Source organism: Pseudomonas sp. HMSC065H01, assembly GCF_001815235.1.
In the GTDB taxonomy this organism is placed as follows: Bacteria; Pseudomonadota; Gammaproteobacteria; order Pseudomonadales; family Pseudomonadaceae; genus Pseudomonas; species Pseudomonas aeruginosa.
In genome coordinates this window covers 92,985-108,345 of sequence record NZ_KV819906.1, presented here as the reverse complement: position 1 = coordinate 108,345, position 15,361 = coordinate 92,985, and the positions used below count along the sequence as shown (strand labels likewise).

At 65.8% G+C, this 15,361-nt stretch carries 18 protein-coding genes and 3 pseudogenes; 8 read left to right on the top strand and 13 right to left on the bottom strand.

Features of this window, described 5'->3' with window-relative positions:
• From HMPREF3014_RS20635 to HMPREF3014_RS20620, 4 genes and pseudogenes are all read right to left on the bottom strand, one after another.
• Nucleotides 1–338, bottom strand: a pseudogene (locus HMPREF3014_RS20635) (hypothetical protein); the annotation flags it as partial.
• A gap of 309 nt (nucleotides 339–647) precedes the next feature.
• Nucleotides 648–1,475 (bottom strand): DUF932 domain-containing protein, encoded by an 828-nt coding sequence (locus tag HMPREF3014_RS20630; RefSeq protein WP_006410680.1) that lies wholly within the window; start codon nucleotides 1,473–1,475, stop codon nucleotides 648–650.
• A gap of 93 nt (nucleotides 1,476–1,568) precedes the next feature.
• A complete protein-coding gene (locus HMPREF3014_RS20625) occupies nucleotides 1,569–2,198 on the bottom strand; it encodes a DUF3275 family protein (RefSeq protein ID WP_006410648.1) in 630 nt (209 codons plus the stop codon).
• Between the two features lie 111 nt (nucleotides 2,199–2,309).
• Complete coding sequence (locus HMPREF3014_RS20620) at nucleotides 2,310–2,864, bottom strand: STY4534 family ICE replication protein (protein ID WP_006410650.1); 555 nt, start codon at nucleotides 2,862–2,864, stop codon at nucleotides 2,310–2,312.
• 456 nt (nucleotides 2,865–3,320) lie between these two features.
• On the opposite strand from HMPREF3014_RS20620, the gene HMPREF3014_RS20615 reads away from it, so the two are divergent.
• Nucleotides 3,321–4,271 (top strand): arsenic resistance protein, encoded by a 951-nt coding sequence (locus HMPREF3014_RS20615; RefSeq protein ID WP_006410675.1) that lies wholly within the window; start codon nucleotides 3,321–3,323, stop codon nucleotides 4,269–4,271.
• A gap of 93 nt (nucleotides 4,272–4,364) precedes the next feature.
• On the opposite strand, the pseudogene HMPREF3014_RS20610 reads toward HMPREF3014_RS20615, so the two are convergent.
• Nucleotides 4,365–4,729, bottom strand: a pseudogene (locus HMPREF3014_RS20610) (DUF3085 domain-containing protein).
• Between the two features lie 76 nt (nucleotides 4,730–4,805).
• Nucleotides 4,806–5,603 carry a hypothetical protein gene (locus HMPREF3014_RS20605; protein ID WP_006410677.1) on the bottom strand — a complete coding sequence of 266 codons (798 nt, stop codon included), beginning with the start codon at nucleotides 5,601–5,603 and terminating at the stop codon, nucleotides 4,806–4,808.
• On the opposite strand from HMPREF3014_RS20605, the gene HMPREF3014_RS34445 reads away from it, so the two are divergent.
• Entirely contained in the window at nucleotides 5,602–5,886 is a 285-nt protein-coding gene (locus HMPREF3014_RS34445) for a hypothetical protein (protein ID WP_124988535.1), read from the top strand. The genes HMPREF3014_RS20605 and HMPREF3014_RS34445 overlap by 2 nt on opposite strands.
• Before the next feature lie 7 nt (nucleotides 5,887–5,893).
• Here HMPREF3014_RS34445 and HMPREF3014_RS20600 read toward each other — a convergent pair whose 3' ends face one another.
• From HMPREF3014_RS20600 to HMPREF3014_RS20590, 3 genes are all read right to left on the bottom strand, one after another.
• Nucleotides 5,894–6,610 (bottom strand): DUF5983 family protein, encoded by a 717-nt coding sequence (locus HMPREF3014_RS20600; RefSeq protein WP_006410654.1) that lies wholly within the window; start codon nucleotides 6,608–6,610, stop codon nucleotides 5,894–5,896.
• An 80-nt stretch (nucleotides 6,611–6,690) separates the two neighbouring features.
• Nucleotides 6,691–7,155, bottom strand: coding sequence for a hypothetical protein (locus HMPREF3014_RS20595; protein WP_006410674.1), 465 nt, complete (start codon nucleotides 7,153–7,155; stop codon nucleotides 6,691–6,693).
• Nucleotides 7,156–7,255: 100 nt separating this feature from the next.
• On the bottom strand, nucleotides 7,256–7,648 hold the full coding sequence (locus HMPREF3014_RS20590; RefSeq protein WP_006410659.1) for a hypothetical protein: 393 nt from the start codon (nucleotides 7,646–7,648) through the stop codon (nucleotides 7,256–7,258).
• 303 nt (nucleotides 7,649–7,951) lie between these two features.
• Between HMPREF3014_RS20590 and HMPREF3014_RS20585 the strand changes: the two genes are divergently transcribed.
• The 6 genes and pseudogenes from HMPREF3014_RS20585 to arsN2 all read left to right on the top strand — a co-directional run bounded on the left by HMPREF3014_RS20585 (nucleotide 7,952) and on the right by arsN2 (nucleotide 11,197).
• Nucleotides 7,952–8,281: an ArsR/SmtB family transcription factor gene (locus HMPREF3014_RS20585; RefSeq protein ID WP_006410656.1), complete on the top strand. Its 330-nt coding sequence runs from the start codon at nucleotides 7,952–7,954 to the stop codon at nucleotides 8,279–8,281.
• 13 nt (nucleotides 8,282–8,294) lie between these two features.
• Entirely contained in the window at nucleotides 8,295–8,759 is a 465-nt protein-coding gene (locus HMPREF3014_RS20580; RefSeq protein WP_006410682.1) for an ArsI/CadI family heavy metal resistance metalloenzyme, read from the top strand.
• Nucleotides 8,760–8,771: 12 nt separating this feature from the next.
• On the top strand, nucleotides 8,772–9,269 hold the full coding sequence (locus HMPREF3014_RS20575) for an arsenate reductase ArsC (RefSeq protein ID WP_006410663.1): 498 nt from the start codon (nucleotides 8,772–8,774) through the stop codon (nucleotides 9,267–9,269).
• Nucleotides 9,270–9,278: 9 nt separating this feature from the next.
• Nucleotides 9,279–10,370 (top strand): ACR3 family arsenite efflux transporter, encoded by a 1,092-nt coding sequence (arsB, locus tag HMPREF3014_RS20570; protein ID WP_006410676.1) that lies wholly within the window; start codon nucleotides 9,279–9,281, stop codon nucleotides 10,368–10,370.
• Nucleotides 10,367–10,765 (top strand): annotated as a pseudogene (arsC, locus tag HMPREF3014_RS35175) (arsenate reductase (glutaredoxin)); the annotation flags it as partial. The gene arsB and the pseudogene arsC, both read left to right, overlap by 4 nt.
• The gene (arsN2, locus tag HMPREF3014_RS35170) at nucleotides 10,766–11,197 is read left to right on the top strand and encodes an arsenic resistance N-acetyltransferase ArsN2 (protein ID WP_371056665.1); all 432 of its coding nucleotides are present in this window, start codon (nucleotides 10,766–10,768) and stop codon (nucleotides 11,195–11,197) included.
• A gap of 522 nt (nucleotides 11,198–11,719) precedes the next feature.
• On the opposite strand, the gene HMPREF3014_RS20560 is transcribed toward arsN2, so the two are convergent.
• From HMPREF3014_RS20560 to HMPREF3014_RS20545, 4 genes are all read right to left on the bottom strand, one after another.
• Nucleotides 11,720–13,750, bottom strand: coding sequence for a DNA topoisomerase III (locus HMPREF3014_RS20560; RefSeq protein ID WP_006410664.1), 2,031 nt, complete (start codon nucleotides 13,748–13,750; stop codon nucleotides 11,720–11,722).
• 275 nt (nucleotides 13,751–14,025) lie between these two features.
• On the bottom strand, nucleotides 14,026–14,475 hold the full coding sequence (locus tag HMPREF3014_RS20555; RefSeq protein WP_006410649.1) for a single-stranded DNA-binding protein: 450 nt from the start codon (nucleotides 14,473–14,475) through the stop codon (nucleotides 14,026–14,028).
• Nucleotides 14,472–15,023 (bottom strand): DUF3158 family protein, encoded by a 552-nt coding sequence (locus HMPREF3014_RS20550; RefSeq protein ID WP_006410647.1) that lies wholly within the window; start codon nucleotides 15,021–15,023, stop codon nucleotides 14,472–14,474. Before HMPREF3014_RS20550 ends, HMPREF3014_RS20555 begins: the two co-directional genes overlap by 4 nt.
• The coding region (locus HMPREF3014_RS20545) for an AcaB family transcriptional regulator (protein WP_141765479.1) at nucleotides 15,020–15,361 on the bottom strand (342 nt) is incomplete at its 5' end. The genes HMPREF3014_RS20550 and HMPREF3014_RS20545, both read right to left, overlap by 4 nt.

Sequence of the window (15,361 nt, the reverse complement as noted above, 5' to 3'; positions counted from 1 at the left end):
TCGGGCTTGACGCAGCGCCGGTCGAACAGCCAGATGTTGGTCAGCGAGCCGAACAGCGTGCGCCGGTAGGCGCGTGCGCTGCGCTTCTCCAGGTTCTCGACGTTGCCGACGAATACCGGGATGCTCGCGCCCTGCTCGGTGATGACGTGGAACTGATCCAGTCCCTGTTCGTCCCGGCCCAGGGTGAGGCGAGCCAGGAATTCCTGGACGGCGGTGTCGCGCGCCCAGAGGGAGATGAAGACCAGGTTGCCGTTCTCGTCACCGACGACGCCATCGGCCATCAGGTCGGGGCATTCGTCGATGCGATAGAGCGTCTTGGGGGAAGAAGGTGCAGGCATGGTGATGTCCTCGAAGTGAGCGGAGACAGCACCACCCGCGAGGGCAGTCACTGCCCCAGGGGGATGGAAGAAAACGCGGTGAGCGTCGTGGCGAAGAATCAGACCGTGCGTCGCAACGCACCGTAGCCTTGAAGGTCTGGGCTACCTGGGCATGTTGTCGGCAGCGCCGACGGACATGAGCGTAGCCTGCGCCCAGGCGGGTGGTTTACGGCAGCGAAAATCCGCCGCGCAGCGCACCCCTATTTGCCTGAGACTCACCCACCAAAGAAAAAAGCGGACCATGCCGCATGGACACGATCCGCTTGTGGGTCAGGCTTTGAGCTGGCGCAAGCCATCCGCGAGCAGCCATAGCGCCCGGTTGAGCCGGACGTTCTGGTCGATGCCCTGAACGGGGCGCGTGCGCTGCTGGCGCCCGTTGGCGGCGCGGCCGGCCAGGCCGCCTTTGACCAGGTTCTCCTGGATTCGGTTGAAGACCGACCACAGATCGGCGCAGTTGTCGTCGAAGCGACGGGGCCGCAGGATCTGGGTCTCCGTGATGGGCAATGCCTTGCCCGAATCGTCGTACTTGAGGGTCAGCGCCGATCTGGCGAAGACTTCGGCCTCGCCGTCGTCGAGCGTGATGACACGCATGGCGTCGCGCGAGTCCTGCACCCTCTCGAAGCCGTGCAGCACCTCGTAGGCGCCTTCGATCACGTGATCGGTGACGTTGCCCTTGTGAGGCACGCGCACGTCGGCGAACGTGTCGCCGCACACCAGCCCGTTCTGGCAGACGAAGCGGAACATGCCCGCCAGCATCTGGTAGCTGCTGGTGCCGTCGTGCGAATTGAGCAGGATGATCTCGTTCGCCTCGGCGCCGTTGATCTGACTGGCGTGGCGAAGGCGCAGCATGTGCTTGGTGTAGTCGCGGCGATCCTCGTGTCGCACGCGGGTCTGGCACACCATGAACGGCTGGAAACCTTCCTTGCGCAGTTCGGTCAGCACAGCCGCCGTGGGGATGTAGCTGTACCGTTCGGAGCGGCTTTCGTGCGGGGTGTCCGCAAAGATGGAAGGGGCCACGATGCGAATCTGCTCATCCGACAGCGGGTGACTTGAGCGCAGCACTGGCGAGCGATAAGCGAAGCGGGATGCAAGTTGCATGACGATCTCCTTGGGAAAAAGAGACCGGAGCCCCGCCCCACCGGGGAGGAACCCCGGTGGGTGGTGGAATGCCGCGCAAGGCGGCGGTGGGAATCAGACCCTGGCGAGGTGCCAGTCCTGGGACAGCGGAGCAAACTCGTAGCCGAGATCACCGAGGCGGTCGCGCTGCTGACGCAGCACACGCCGATCCACGGTGGCATCGAGCTTGACGACATCGCCCAGCGGCCAGAGCGCGCCGAACAGGGCCGCGTCGCCGTCGTCGTCCGCATGGGCCGAAGCATCGGCAGACGCAACAGCCGGTTCGCTGCCGAACGGCGTGGTATCGACCAGCGGGTCGCGCGAACTGCGTGCCTTCTTCCGGCCGGCCGCCTTGGGGGCGGTGGTCGGCGTCGGCGTGGCGGTCTGCGCTTCCTCGTCGATCGGATCGACTTCCTGCGGACTCAGCCGGCTGGCGTCGTCACGGCTCAGGGCGTCGATGGCCGACAAGGTCATGCCGCCCAGCAAGGCGCGGATCTCGATGACCATGCGACCGTTGGCGGTGTACGTGGACGGGCGGATTTCCGCGATGGCGAAATCGCCCTCGTACTTGCCTTCGGCGTACTGGTCGAGTTCGGCGTTCTTCACGACGAACTCGCCGATGGAGGTCGCGAGGCGGCCGACGTTGAAGTCGCCGTTGCGGCCGTGGATGGTCTTGATGGCCAATTGGCCGGGAATGGTGATCATGAAGAACTCCTGCGGACGAAGCCGCGATCACGCACACGGCCGTCATGGCGACGGTCGCATGCGCACGCGAGTGGGAAGAAGACAAGGCCCCAGGGGACGGGGCCTTGCGGATCAGAACGACTCGGCAACTTCCAATGCGGGGGCATCGGCAGCGGCTTCATCGGCAGCTTCGGCGGCGGGCCTGGAAGGCTCGGGCGCGGCGGCTTGCGGCTCGGCGGAAGTCGCGGGGACATCCGTGTTGCGCACGTCGCGATCGTCGGCATCGGTCGGCTTGGGCTCGGCCTTGTAGACGAGCTTGCCATCGACCTTGATCCAACTGACGAACAGCAGGCGGGCCTTGAGGCTCACCCCCTGCTCGCCGGCACGCTTGCCCTTTGAGTAGGTAAAGGTGTCGGCCCACAGGTCGCCCAGGCGGAAGCCGATCATCACCTTCTTCTCGGCATCGACCGCTTGGATGCAGCGGCGCACCAGGTGCTGCGCTTCGGAGCCCGAGACGCGCGTGTCGAAACGCACGTAGGCAACGTCATCGCTGGGGCCGTTGAGCGCCGCGATGTCGCAGGCCAGGAACGCATCGCCTTTCTTGGGCTTCACTTCGCGGATGCGATTGAGATACCCGAGGCCGGTGATGTGCAGGTCGAAGAAGGACTTTTCGGTGGAAGTGGTCATGGTGAATCTCCTAAGAACAAAGAGGCGGAGACACACCCGACCCAAGGCGGGGAAGGTGTGGAACCCCCGCGTGGGTTGAAGGAACAGCTTGGGTGGCATCACCATCGGGAGAACCGATGGCCGTTCGTGCTGGGATGCCGGAGCGAACTGGTTGATCAACGCAGTCGGAACCGCGTCGCAGTCTTGAAGATCGAGACTGCCTGGGCATGCTGCTGACGGGTGTCAGCGGAACATGGCGGCAGCGTGGCGTCAGACGCGCGCCCGCGCGAGCGGCAATCGGCACCGGCCGGTGCCCGCATTGGGTGGTCGGCGCACTACCGTTGGACTGACCCATGCCCTTTGTGAGCTACCCTCGTACATGCAAGGCTAGAAAACTCTTGGCCTTACTTTTGCTAAATCCCTGTCTGGCGCGTCCGCACGTGCCGACTCGAACGAACTGATTGGGGTAGTGTTTTCTTGGATCGTCTTACTCTCGAACGCCGCCAAGTATGGGTCTATCTGGCGGCCATCATTGCCGGCTTGCTGGTCGGCAGCGCGTGGCCCGGCGTCAACCCCACTTTCGAGGCCCTGCTGTGGCCGGCCCTGGTGCTGCTGCTCTACGCGACCTTTGTGCAAGTGCCTCTGCTGCATTTGCGCGAAGCGTTCCGCGATCATCGGTTCGTTGCCTCGGTACTGATCGGAAACTTCATCGTCGTGCCGGCGCTGACTTGGGGCTTGGTGCAATGGCTGCCCGCTGATCCGGCCGTGCGATTGGGCGTGCTGCTGGTCCTGCTGGTGCCCTGCACGGACTGGTTCATCACGTTCAGCCAATTGGGCGGCGGCAATGTGCCCCGCGCCATCGCCGTCACCCCGATCAACCTGCTGTTGCAGTTGCTGCTATTGCCGACCTACCTGTGGCTCATGCTCGGGGCCGATCTGTCATCGGCCCTGAGCTTTGGCGACGTGTGGCCTGCATTGCTGGTCGTCATCATCCCGCTGGTCGCCGCTGCCTTGTCGGAACGCTGGATCGAAGCCCGAGCGGAGCGCGCGGCCGTGCGCGAGCGTCTGGCATGGTGGCCGGTGCCGATGTTGGGGCTCGTCGTCTTCATGATCGCCGGTGCGCAAGTCAATGCGGTCTGGGGAGCCGTGGGACTGTTCCCTTCGATCGTTCCGCTGTTCCTAGTCTTTCTGGGGGCCGCTGCGCTGATTGCCAAAGGGCTGGCCTGGCTGATGGCGCTGCCGACCGATCAAGGACGAACGCTCGCCTTCAGCCTGGGCACGCGCAATTCCTTCGTGGTGTTGCCCTTCGCCTTGTCGCTGCCCGCCGGGTGGGAAATCGCCGCTGTGGTGATCGTGGTGCAGTCGCTGGTCGAGCTTTTCGGCATGGTGTTCTACCTGTGGTGGATACCGCGTCGCCTGTTCAGATAACGGAGCGGGCCTGGAATTGAAAATATGGAGTCCTGACGCTGGTCGTCCTGAAAAAAGAGAAACCCCCATGCGGGGGGCTGGGAGGCAGGAGGGTCAGTGGCCGGCGAGTGACGCGAGCACGGGCTGCAACGACAGGTGCGTCGCGTGGCCGACACTTCGAGGTCGTCCTCGCTGTGCTGGATGCGGGCGAACACAGGTTCTTGCAGATCGAAGAACTCGCCGAAGTCGTCGCCGCCGAACTCGGCGCGCGCCAGTTCCCACCAGTTGTCGAACGGATCGGCGTCCGGGTCGCAGTCAACGGCGTAGGCGATGGTCTTGCGTCGCCCATCGGGCCGACGCTCGCCGCGCTCGGCCATGAAATAGACGCCCTGGTCCTTGACCAGGATGACGCGGCACTGGTTGGCCAGCGCTTCGGTCAGCACGGGCCGCAGATCGGCGCCCTTGAATCGAACAGTCATGGAAGTGGTCTCCAACGGATGCAAGAAGAAGGCTTCCCGCCGTGAGGACGGGAAGCCGCATAGGGACGCAGAGAGGTCAGTGCGAGACAGGCTTGCGGCCCGACAGGCGCTGCACGCGGATGAGGCGCCAGGTGCCGTCGTCGATCAGCCGCTCCAGCGTCTGGCCCAGGGTGTCGAAGAACACTTCATCGACCCGCTCGACCAGTTCGCCGTCGCGGCGCAGTTCCACCGCGTAGAGATCGAGGCCGCGCTCGTAGAGCACGGTGACGTGCCCTTGGAACTTCGCCGAGGCGACCGTGAAGCCGATGGCCGGCGGCGTGGCGATGATGTCGCTGGGGCTCGGATCGACCACGGTGAAGTCTCGCGCGCCGGCATCCACCAGCAGGTGCGTGATGCGGCGGAAGCCATCGGGCGCGGGCAACTGCTCCAGTTGGTGGATCAGCTCCTGCAACTCGGGGCACTGCGGCTCCGCGATCGGCAGCTTGGCCGGCGCCGAGCCCAGGATGAACCGCTTCACCGTGTAGGCTTGGCCGCCAGCAGTGAACTCGGTGCTTTCCTCGGGCGTGTCCGCGCGCAGGCCGTCGAAGCGGCGCCGCGCATACGGTTCGACCTGCACCTTGGCGCCTTCGTCGGGCACGTCGGTGACGAGCGCCTTGTCGAGCACCGCGAACTCGGCCCGGCCCGTCTTGACGACGATGGCCTCGTCGGTGGTGGCGATGACCTTGCCCTCGAAGGGCTTGGGATCGATGTGGACGCCCAGCGTCGAAACCTTGGGCTGGCCGTCGAAGATGTTGAACTTGAAGCTGCGGACGTTGGAAGGCACGTGGCCGCGAACCAGCGTCGGCATCTGTGCGCGGATGGCTTGGGTATCCATGGAAAAGCTCCTTGTGGCAATCCAAGGAACTCCCGCCCGCAAGGGAGGCATGTCCCTTGGGGGTGAGGTGGATGGACGCGCATGCGCCCGTGGAAGGAAAAACAACCAGCGCGGCGAACCGCACCGCAGCCTCGAAGGTCTCGACTGCCTGGGCATGCTTGCCGGCAACGCCAGCGAACATGCGATCAGCGTGCGGCAGACGCAGGCCAGCGTCGCGAGGGAATCGGCACTGCGCCGCCACCGACTTCCTCAAAAAAAACGAGCCCCGCGTGGAGGCTCGTGAGGTGGTGTCAGTCGTCGTAGATCGGCAGTCCGTCCAGCACCTGCGCATCGGCATCGAAGACCAGCATGCGCACGTCGGCGAGCGCGGCCAGGTGCAGCACGTGCACGAGGGATTCCGGCATGCCCTTCTTGCGGTGCTCCTGCATCAGCCGCTTGGCCGTGATGCCTTCGACCGCGCGCAGGTTGTCATCCGTCCAGGGCGTGGCGATCAGCTTCACGCCGATCGCCGGGCTGTACGGGATGCGGAAAGCGATGAACAGGAACAGCGTCGGCGTGGCGATGTCCGCCAGCTCGGCGAGGAAGCGATGCGCTTCGGCGTCGAGGTGCCCGCTGCTGATCTCCCAGCACCGGCTGTAGAAGCCAGTTTCATAGCGTAGGCGCCGCACGACTTCCCGGGCCGCCTCGTCGGAGTAGGTGTCGCCGACGTGCAGCGGCTTGCCTTCTTCCTGGGCCATGACGGCGTAGACCACGTTGCGGGCGAGCCCGTGGCTGCGGCATTGCGCCTCCAGTTCATCGGGAACCGCCTGGTCCTCGGTGATCAGCACGAAGTCGTCCGAGAAGATGCAGGCCCTCCGTTCGACCTGGCCGTCCGGCAGATGCGACTGCGAGGGATGCAGCGGCAGGTAAGTCAGCGGGCAGTCGTCGTCATAGGAGACGGCGAGCAGCCGTTCGACCGACAGGCCATCGTAACCGCGGACAAAGGGATTGTTGTTCGAGTAGGACATGGGATTTCTCCAGCAGAGGATGGCCGAGGCAATCCCCTGCTGGGGATTGAACCCCAGCGGGTGGATGAAGTGGCAGCCGGTCAGTCGGCAGCGGTAGAGGACGGGTCGCCCAGCGTCTTCAACAGGTCGAGCAGGCCGCCATTGGCAAGCTGGTACAGGCGGTTGTAGTCATCGCCGGTCGGCGCCTGCTCCAGGCGATCAAGCCGCGCATCCAATTCGAGGATGCTCTGGTGCACGCCGCGGGCGATGCTCAGCGCCGAAGGTTCGTCGGCCGGCTTGCGTGCATCGAGTACCGAGAGGATTTCGGCGGGCGACGGGTAGCGGCAATCGGGGCCGTACTCGACCGCGAACACCTCGCGGCCGGTCAATCCGGCGTCCGGGGCTCCGGTGCTGACGCGCAGCACGTATTCATCGAGCACGTCGTTGCCGGCGTAGTCGAACACCACCATGCGCGGCTTGGGCACACCGTCCGGCCAGCCTTCGAGGATGACCGCATCGATGTCGTCGTTGGTCACGAGCAGACCGATGGAAAAGCCTGGGGACATGATTCACTCCTATGAAAAAAGGAGGGACATGGCCCCGAACAGGGACGCATGTCCCTCGTGGGGTGGGAAGAAAAGAAGAACGTCGGCGGGCCGAAGCGGCTCACCAGCCGTTGTAGTTCAGCGTCAGGTCGGCGATGACCTTGCGCCGTTCGAGATCGAGGCCGCCCAGGTCGGACAGACCCTCGAAGCCGCAACGCTTGAGCATCGCGCCACCCTCGCGGGCGTTGTAGAAGCTCACCATCGCGGACAGGAACATCCGCTGGCCGCTGCTCAGGACGCCCAAGGCATCGTTGAGCATCAGCAGGTTCGGCCGCAGATCCCACTTGGTGGTGGCACGCTGCAGGCCTTCGCGGGTGCCGTCGCCAAACCATTCGGCTCCGGCGATGCGTGCACCGCGCTTCCACGCCTCGAAGAAGGCTTGCGGCGCGGCGGCGAAGTGCTGGTGTTCCAGCTCGATCTGATCAAGTACCTCTTGAGGCAGGGCACGGTTCATGACATGGGCTCCAGGTGGTTGGATTCACGGGTAGAGGCGCTGCTGAACATGAACGGCATCGGCGTCGTGAAACGCCCGTCCGCGGTGGTCGATGCGAAGCGGACTGGTGGTGGGTCGCACGAGGAGAGTCCCGCGGCAGCCGAAAGACCCAGGCTGCTGGCATGTGCTGATCAGGTCAGCAACACGTGCCGCAAAGCATCACGCCGGGGCGCGTTCTGCGTCACGGGGGAATCGGTTCCCGCCTCGTCCCTGATTGCTGCTGGGTGTTGTTCAATGATTCGATAACTGTTGTATCATTGAACAATGAACGAGATCCAAGCCATTTCTGCCCTGGGCGCCCTGGCTCATACCCAGCGCCTCCGCGTGTTCCGTGCCTTGGTCGTCGCCGGCCCCGAAGGGCTCACGCCCAGCGTCCTGGCCGACCAACTCGACGTGGCCCGCAACACGCTGTCCTTCCACCTGAAGGAGCTGGCCCATGCTGGCCTGGTCAGCATCGAACAGCAGGGCCGCAACCTGATCTACCGCGCCGACTTCGCCCACATGAATGGGCTGCTCGGCTACCTGACCGAGCACTGCTGCCAAGGCGGCGTGTGCGAGGCCAACGAATCCACCCGCGCCTGCACCACCTGCTGAAAGGAACCTTCCCATGAAACGCTTTCACGTCCACCTGCATGTCGATGACCTGGATCGCAGCATCGGCTTCTATTCCCAACTGTTCGCCGCGCAGCCGGCGCGCATCGAGAGCGACTATGCGAAGTGGATGCTCGAAGACCCGCCGGTCAATTTCGCCATCTCCACGCGCGGCAGCAAGCCGGGCATCGACCACCTGGGCATCCAGACCGACGACGCCGAAGAACTGGCCGCCCTGAAAGCCCGCGCGCAGGCCGCCGACATGGCGCTGCTCGACGAGGGCACCACGACCTGCTGCTACGCGCGCAGCGAGAAGCACTGGATCACCGACCCGCAAGGCGTGGCCTGGGAGCACTTCCACACGCTGGGCAACATCCCCGTATTCAACGAAGCGCCGCCGCCCGCGCCGGGCACCGCTCCGGCCTGCTGCGCGCCGAGGAATGGCCGGGCTACCGCGAAGCAGGTTTCTTCCTGCTGCTGACACGAGGCGCGCATGACGACTGAAAAAACCTACAACGCGCTGTTCATCTGCACTGGCAATTCGGCGCGTTCCATCCTGGCGGAAGGCATCCTCGACGAGCTGGGTCAAGGGCGGTTCCGCGCCTATTCGGCAGGGAGCCACCCCAAGGGCGAAGTCCACCCGCTGGCGCTCGCCACGCTGGAGCGCCTGCACCTGCCGACGACCGGCTACCGTAGCAAGAGCTGGGACGAACTCGTGGCGCCCGGCGCGCCGATGTTCGATTTCATCTTTACCGTCTGCGACAACGCCGCCGGCGAGGTGTGCCCCGTCTGGCCGGGCAAGCCGGTCTCGGCCCATTGGGGCGTGCCTGATCCGGCCGCCGTCGAAGGCAGCGAGGAACAGCAGCGTAAGGCGTTCATGGACGCTGCGTTGACGCTCAAGCGTCGCATCGAGCTGTTCCTGTCGCTGCCGCTCCAACGGCTCGATGCCATGTCGCTGCAGCACGAGCTGCGCGCCATCGGCAAGCAGTGAGGTAGCGCGATGGCCGTACAGACCGAAGCCGTTGCCGCCACGCCATCGTTCTCGATGAGCATCTTCGAGCGCTACCTGACGGTGTGGGTGCTGCTGTGCATCGTCGCCGGCATCGCCCTGGGCCAGTTCGCGCCCGGCGCATTCCAGGCCGTCGGCCGCATGGAAGTGGCCCAAGTCAACCTCCCGGTCGGCCTGCTGATCTGGATCATGGTGATCCCCATGCTGCTCAAGGTGGACTTCGGCGCGCTCGGCCAGGTCCGCCAGCACTGGCGCGGCATCGGCGTGACGCTGTTCGTCAATTGGGCGGTCAAGCCGTTCTCGATGGCGCTGCTGGCTTGGCTGTTCATCCGTCATGTCTTCGCCGACTGGCTGCCGGCCGATCAGATCGACAGCTACGTCGCCGGCCTGATCCTGCTGGCCGCCGCGCCCTGCACGGCGATGGTGTTCGTCTGGAGCCGGCTGACCGGCGGCGATCCGATGTTTACGCTGTCGCAGGTGGCCTTGAACGACACCATCATGGTGTTCGCCTTCGCGCCCATCGTCGCCCTGCTGCTCGGCCTGTCCTCGATCGTCGTGCCGTGGGACACCCTGCTGATCTCGGTGGTGCTCTACATCGTCATCCCGGTCATCATCGCCCAGGTATGGCGCCGCTCGCTGCTGCGTCGTGGACAGGCAGCGTTCGACCGAGCGCTGGAACGCATCGGCCCACTGTCCATCGCCGCGCTGCTGTTGACCCTGGTGCTGCTGTTCGCCTTCCAGGGCCAGGCCATCCTGCAGCAGCCGCTGGTCATCGCCATGCTAGCCGTGCCGATCCTGATCCAGGTGTTCTTCAATTCCGGCCTGGCCTACTGGCTCAACCGCCGTGTCGGCGAGAAGCACAACATCGCCTGTCCCTCCGCGCTGATCGGTGCGTCCAACTTCTTCGAGCTGGCCGTGGCGGCCGCCATCAGTCTGTTCGGCTTCCACTCCGGCGCCGCGCTGGCCACCGTGGTCGGCGTGCTGATCGAGGTGCCGGTGATGCTGCTGGTGGTGCGCGTGGTCAACCGTTCCCGCGACTGGTACGAACAGGCCCCGCGCAATGTGGTGAGGCATCCGGCATGAGCACCGTCACGATCTACCACAACCCGGACTGCGGCACGTCGCGCAACACGCTGGCGCTGATCCGCGCCAGCGGCATCGAGCCCACAGTCATCGAGTACGTGAAAGCACCGCCCGACCGCGAGACCTTGAAGGCGCTGATTGCGCGGATGGGCATGCGCGTGCGGGATGTGTTGCGCGTCAAGGGAACGCCCTACAAGGAACTGAACCTGGATGCCGCGCATTGGAGCGACGACCAGTTGATCGACCAGATGCTGGCGCACCCGATCCTCATCAATCGGCCCATCGTGGTGTCTCCCCTGGGCGTGCGGCTGTGTCGCCCTTCGGACATGGTGATCGAGCTGCTGCCGCAGCGACCGGCGGGCGAGATTTGCAAAGAAGACGGCACGACGCTCCTGGTGGACACGCCGATCGCCGGCAGTGACCCGGACCTTGCGCTGGCGCTGCACGAGGCCGGCCTTCCCACCGCCGACCTGACCGAGCCGGGGCGTCGCTTCTTCGCCTATGCCACCGTGTCAGGTGAGCGCGTGGGCTTCGGCGGCTTCGAGCATATGGGCCAGGACGTGCTGGTGCGCTCCCTGGTGGTTCTGCCACAAGCACGCCATCGCGGCACCGGCAGCGGCATGCTCGCAATATTGCTGCGCCGCGCCTTCGATGAAGGCGGACGCCAAGCCTGGTTGCTGACGACGACGGCAGCGCCGTTCTTCGAGCGTGCGGGCTTTAGTCCCGCGGAGCGCACTGCCGCGCCAGCGGCGATCCTTGCCACACGGCAGGCCGCGAGCTTGTGCCCTTCGAGTGCTGCGCTGCTTAGCCGCCGCATGACGTTGTGATGCAGTCTCGCAAGACTGTGCCGGAGCGGGGATGAATCCGTAGATGGAACAAGCGCCGAAGGTCACTCAGACCTTCGGCTGGAGAGGAAGCAAACCACCTGTGGGCTGCAAGCAGGCCAGGCCGTCGTCAAAGCCATTCGCTGCGTCAGCAATCTCACCCGGCCCGTTTCGTGGCTGGGGCCGGCATCCTCTGGCGTGTATCCACACACAAAGGGAACCCGTTTTTTCACCGGCGGGCACCGGCACCGAATACCGTCGACCGCAAGCGGTCTCCTGGCACCTCGCAGCCTTGCGGGCCAAGGCGTCAGGAGACCGCTCGCGGATGGACGCGAACACCTCGATCAGCGGAACCGCGTCGAGCGCGATTCGATGGAGCAATGACCTTCTCGCCCTGTGGCCGTCTCGGGCCAGCAGGACGCGCACACCGTTGCAGAAGGGAACGCGCGCTGGGGAATCCCGCGGGGAGCGGGAGGTTTGCCCCGCCGTCGGCAGCAGCCGGCGTGGCAGAGGGAGACGTGGGCGTCAGTTCGCCCTGGAGCGCCGACGCGGCGTGCTGGATGGTCGGCGGGAGGCGCCGCGCTTGCCTGCCGCGGTATCTTCGACCGGCTGCGTGCCCTTGCAGTCCGGGTAGCGGCTGCAAGACCAGAACGCGCCGCTCTTGCCGCTGCGCTGGCGCATCGGTGAACCGCACTGCGGGCAGTTCGGCGCGGGCGGCAGCTTGAGGTCCAGCGTGGCGCCGCGGTACTGCCGCACGAGCTGGGCGACCCAGCTCGATTGCTTGGCGATGAAGGTGTCCAGCGTCATCTGGCCTGCCTCGATCATGTCCAACGCCTGCTCCCACACCGCCGTCGTGCCTGGGTCGGCGATGGCCGTCGGCACCGCGTCGATCAACGTGAAGGCCGCATCCGATGCGCGGATGGCACGGCCCTTCGTCAAGAGATAACCGCGGGCCAAGAGCCCGCTGATGATGTTGGCGCGCGTCGCCTCGGTGCCGATGCCCGTGGTGTCCTTCAGCTTCTGCTTCAGGCGCGGATCGGTCACGAGTTTGGCGACGCCCTTCATGGCCTTGACCAGCTCGCCCTGCGTGTAGGGCTTGGGCGGCAGCGTCTTCAACGCCTTCAGTTCGACCTGGCCAACCTGGCAGGAAGTCCTAGCTTGCAGCGGCGGCAACACCTGGCCGCGCTGCGCGTCCTCGCCGTCCGTGTCGTCGGGCACCGACGCCGCCAGCACCTGGCGCCATCCAGCTACCGCGATCTGCTTGCCGACCGCCACCAGCGACTGCCCGTCGCACGTGAGCTGCGCCACCGTCCGGTCGAACTCGTGATGCGGCAGGAACTGCGCGAGGTAGTGGGCGCGGATCAGCCGGTAGACGGCCAGCTCCTTCTCGCTCATCACCGAGAGATTGGCCGGTTCCAGCGTCGGAATGATGCCGTGGTGCGCCGTGACCTTGCCGTCGTTCCAGGCGCGCGAACGCTGCTGGTGATCCAGGCGGTCGATCAGCGGCCGCAGACCGGGATCGGTCTTGACCAGGCTGTCGAGGACGGCCGGCACCTCGGCCAGCATGCTCTCGGGCAGGTAGCCCGAATCCGAGCGCGGATACGTCGTCGCCTTGTGCGTCTCGTACAGCGCCTGGGCGATGTCCAGCGTTTCCTGCACGTCCAGGCCCAATTGCTTGGAGCACACCTCTTGCAGCGTGCCGAGGTCGAACGGCAGCGGCGGGCCTTCGCGCACGCGCTCGGTCTCCACCGACAGCACCTGGGCGGCGCCGGCCGCGCGCAGGCGCTCGCCGGCCTGCTGCGCCACCGGCTGCTGCAGGCAGCGGCCGGCCTCGTCGGTACTGCCCTGCGGCGGCGTCCAGCTTGCGACGAAGGTCTGGCCCGCATGCGAAAGCGCGACTTCGATGGCCCAGAACGGCACCGAGACGAAGCGTGCGATCTCGCGATCACGGTCTACGACCAGCTTGAGGGTCGGGGTCTGCACACGCCCGACCGACAGCACGCCGGTGTAGCCGGCCTGGCGGCCCAGCAGCGTGAACAGGCGACTCAGGTTCATCCCGATCAACCAGTCGGCACGCGATCGGGCGAGCGCGGAGAAGTACAGCGGCAGCGTCTCGGCGGATGGCTTGAGTGCACCCAGCGCCTTGCGGATCGACGCATCGTTGAGCGCCGACAGCCACAGCCGCTGGATCGGGCCACGGTAGCCGCACAGCTCGATGATCTCGCGGGCGATCATCTCGCCTTCGCGATCAGCGTCGGTCGCGATCACCAGCTCGCCCGCCTTGGCGACGAGCTGCTGCACGACCTTGAACTGCGCCGCGGTCGCCGCCTTGGGCTCGACACGCCAGCGCTCGGGAAGAATGGGCAGTTGCTCGATGGCCCAGCGCTTGTACTGCTCGCCGTAGCCTTCGGGCGGAACCGCCTCGACCAGATGACCGATGCACCAGGTCACGACGACACCGGCACCACTGTAGCAGCCGTTGCCGCGTTGGCCGGCGCCCAGCACACGGGCGATGTCCTTGCCCTGGGACGGCTTCTCGCACAGGAACACGCGCATGAAGCCTCCTTGGAAGTGTGCGGTTCATCGGATGGCCCCAGCTTGGCCGGGCCAGCGGAGGACGGCAGCAAGGAAGCCGATCGGCGCAGACACCGCTTTGTGATCGGCAGACGATGCGTTGCCGCAGCGGCATGCGCGGCACTGCAACGGCTGGCGCAGCGAGGGCGTAGTTTCGGGAGGGCGGCTGGAATTCGGTGGAACACCCTGGCGCTATCCCCTGGGGATAGCTGGTGCATGGCGGGCGTCTGACGGTTGCTACAGCCGCCCCCTCGGAATCAGCCCTTGGCCTTGGTTTCCTTCGGCGCCTTCGTCCCCTTGGTCTCCTTCGGCGGCGGTACTGCGGCCTCGGGTTCCAGCGTCCTGGCGCTGAGGGTCACGGCCTGGATGCGGTACGGCAGAATGCCGATGCGGCGGGCCTCGATTTTGAAGGTCGTGCGCTCGTTGTCGTCGGCGTCCTCCCACTCGTCCTTCACCGTGCGGCCTTCTACCAGCACGCGCATGCCCTTCTGGTACAGGTCTTTCCAGTGGTCGGCGTCGCGGTGCCACAGCTCCACCGGCGCCCAGAAGCCGCCGCGGTCCTCGAATTCGCCGTCCTTCTTCGGGATCGGGTTGTCGAAGTAGACGTTCAGGCGCAGCAGCCGACGCGGCTCGTCGTTGCCGTTGGGGAATTCGCGGTAGTCCGGCGCAGAACCGATGTTGCCCTCGCCGACGAAGTGCGTGCTCATGGTGACTCCTTGGGGGTGGTGGATGGAACGGACGCGGCATGCCCGTGGACACGTCGCAGGTAAGCCGCTTCGGCCTGAGCGGCCTTGCTGGCGCACTCCTGGGCCTGGCGGCCCAGCGTGTGAAGGAGGCTGATCTGCATGTTCAAAGCGATGCGCTGCAGCTCCATCGCGTACAGGTCGTCGATCAGCGAGGCCGGCGTCGCCGGGCGGTCGAGCAGCGATTCCCACAGCGCCACGCCCATGGAAGAACGGTCGTGGTTGCGCCAGCGCAGGAAGGTCGTGCCTGCGCCAGTGGTCTGCTGGGCCAGTTGCACGTCGAGCAACGTGAAGGGATAGGCCCGCGCCTGTTGCAGCACGCGCCGCTGCGCCAGGCCGATCAAGTCGTCGCGCAGTGCCGTGCATTGGTTGGCCCAGGTCTCCAGACTCCCCTTACCTTTAAAAGGCTGTAAAAGGCCTTTTAGGTAGGGGCCGTGTTCTAGGCGCTGGAAGTCCGCCTGTTCCAGCGGCAGGAAGCGCGCCGGTTGGCCGGTGGAAGACGATGCTGTCATGCCTTCGTGCCTTCGCCGTCATGGTCGTGGTCGTCGTCCGCCACGTCGGCTGCGCCAGCGCTGGGTGCCGCATCGGGGGCTGCACCCGGCTTGCCCGACCGCCGTGCGATCGGTGGCGCAAAGCGCGAGCGGCGCGTGCCTTCGAGCACGTCCTGCGGCAACTCGCCGAACTTCTCCAGCGCCGCCCGCGCCACCGCGTTCTTCGAGGCGAAGTCGTCGCGCGTCGCGCCGGAGTAGCGGTACTGCTGTGCCAGCGAGAACAGGCTGCGCAGCGCATGCGCGCCGTCGTTGAGCCAGCGTTCCAGCGTGCTGCGGTCGATCAGCGCGGTGTGGTGGGC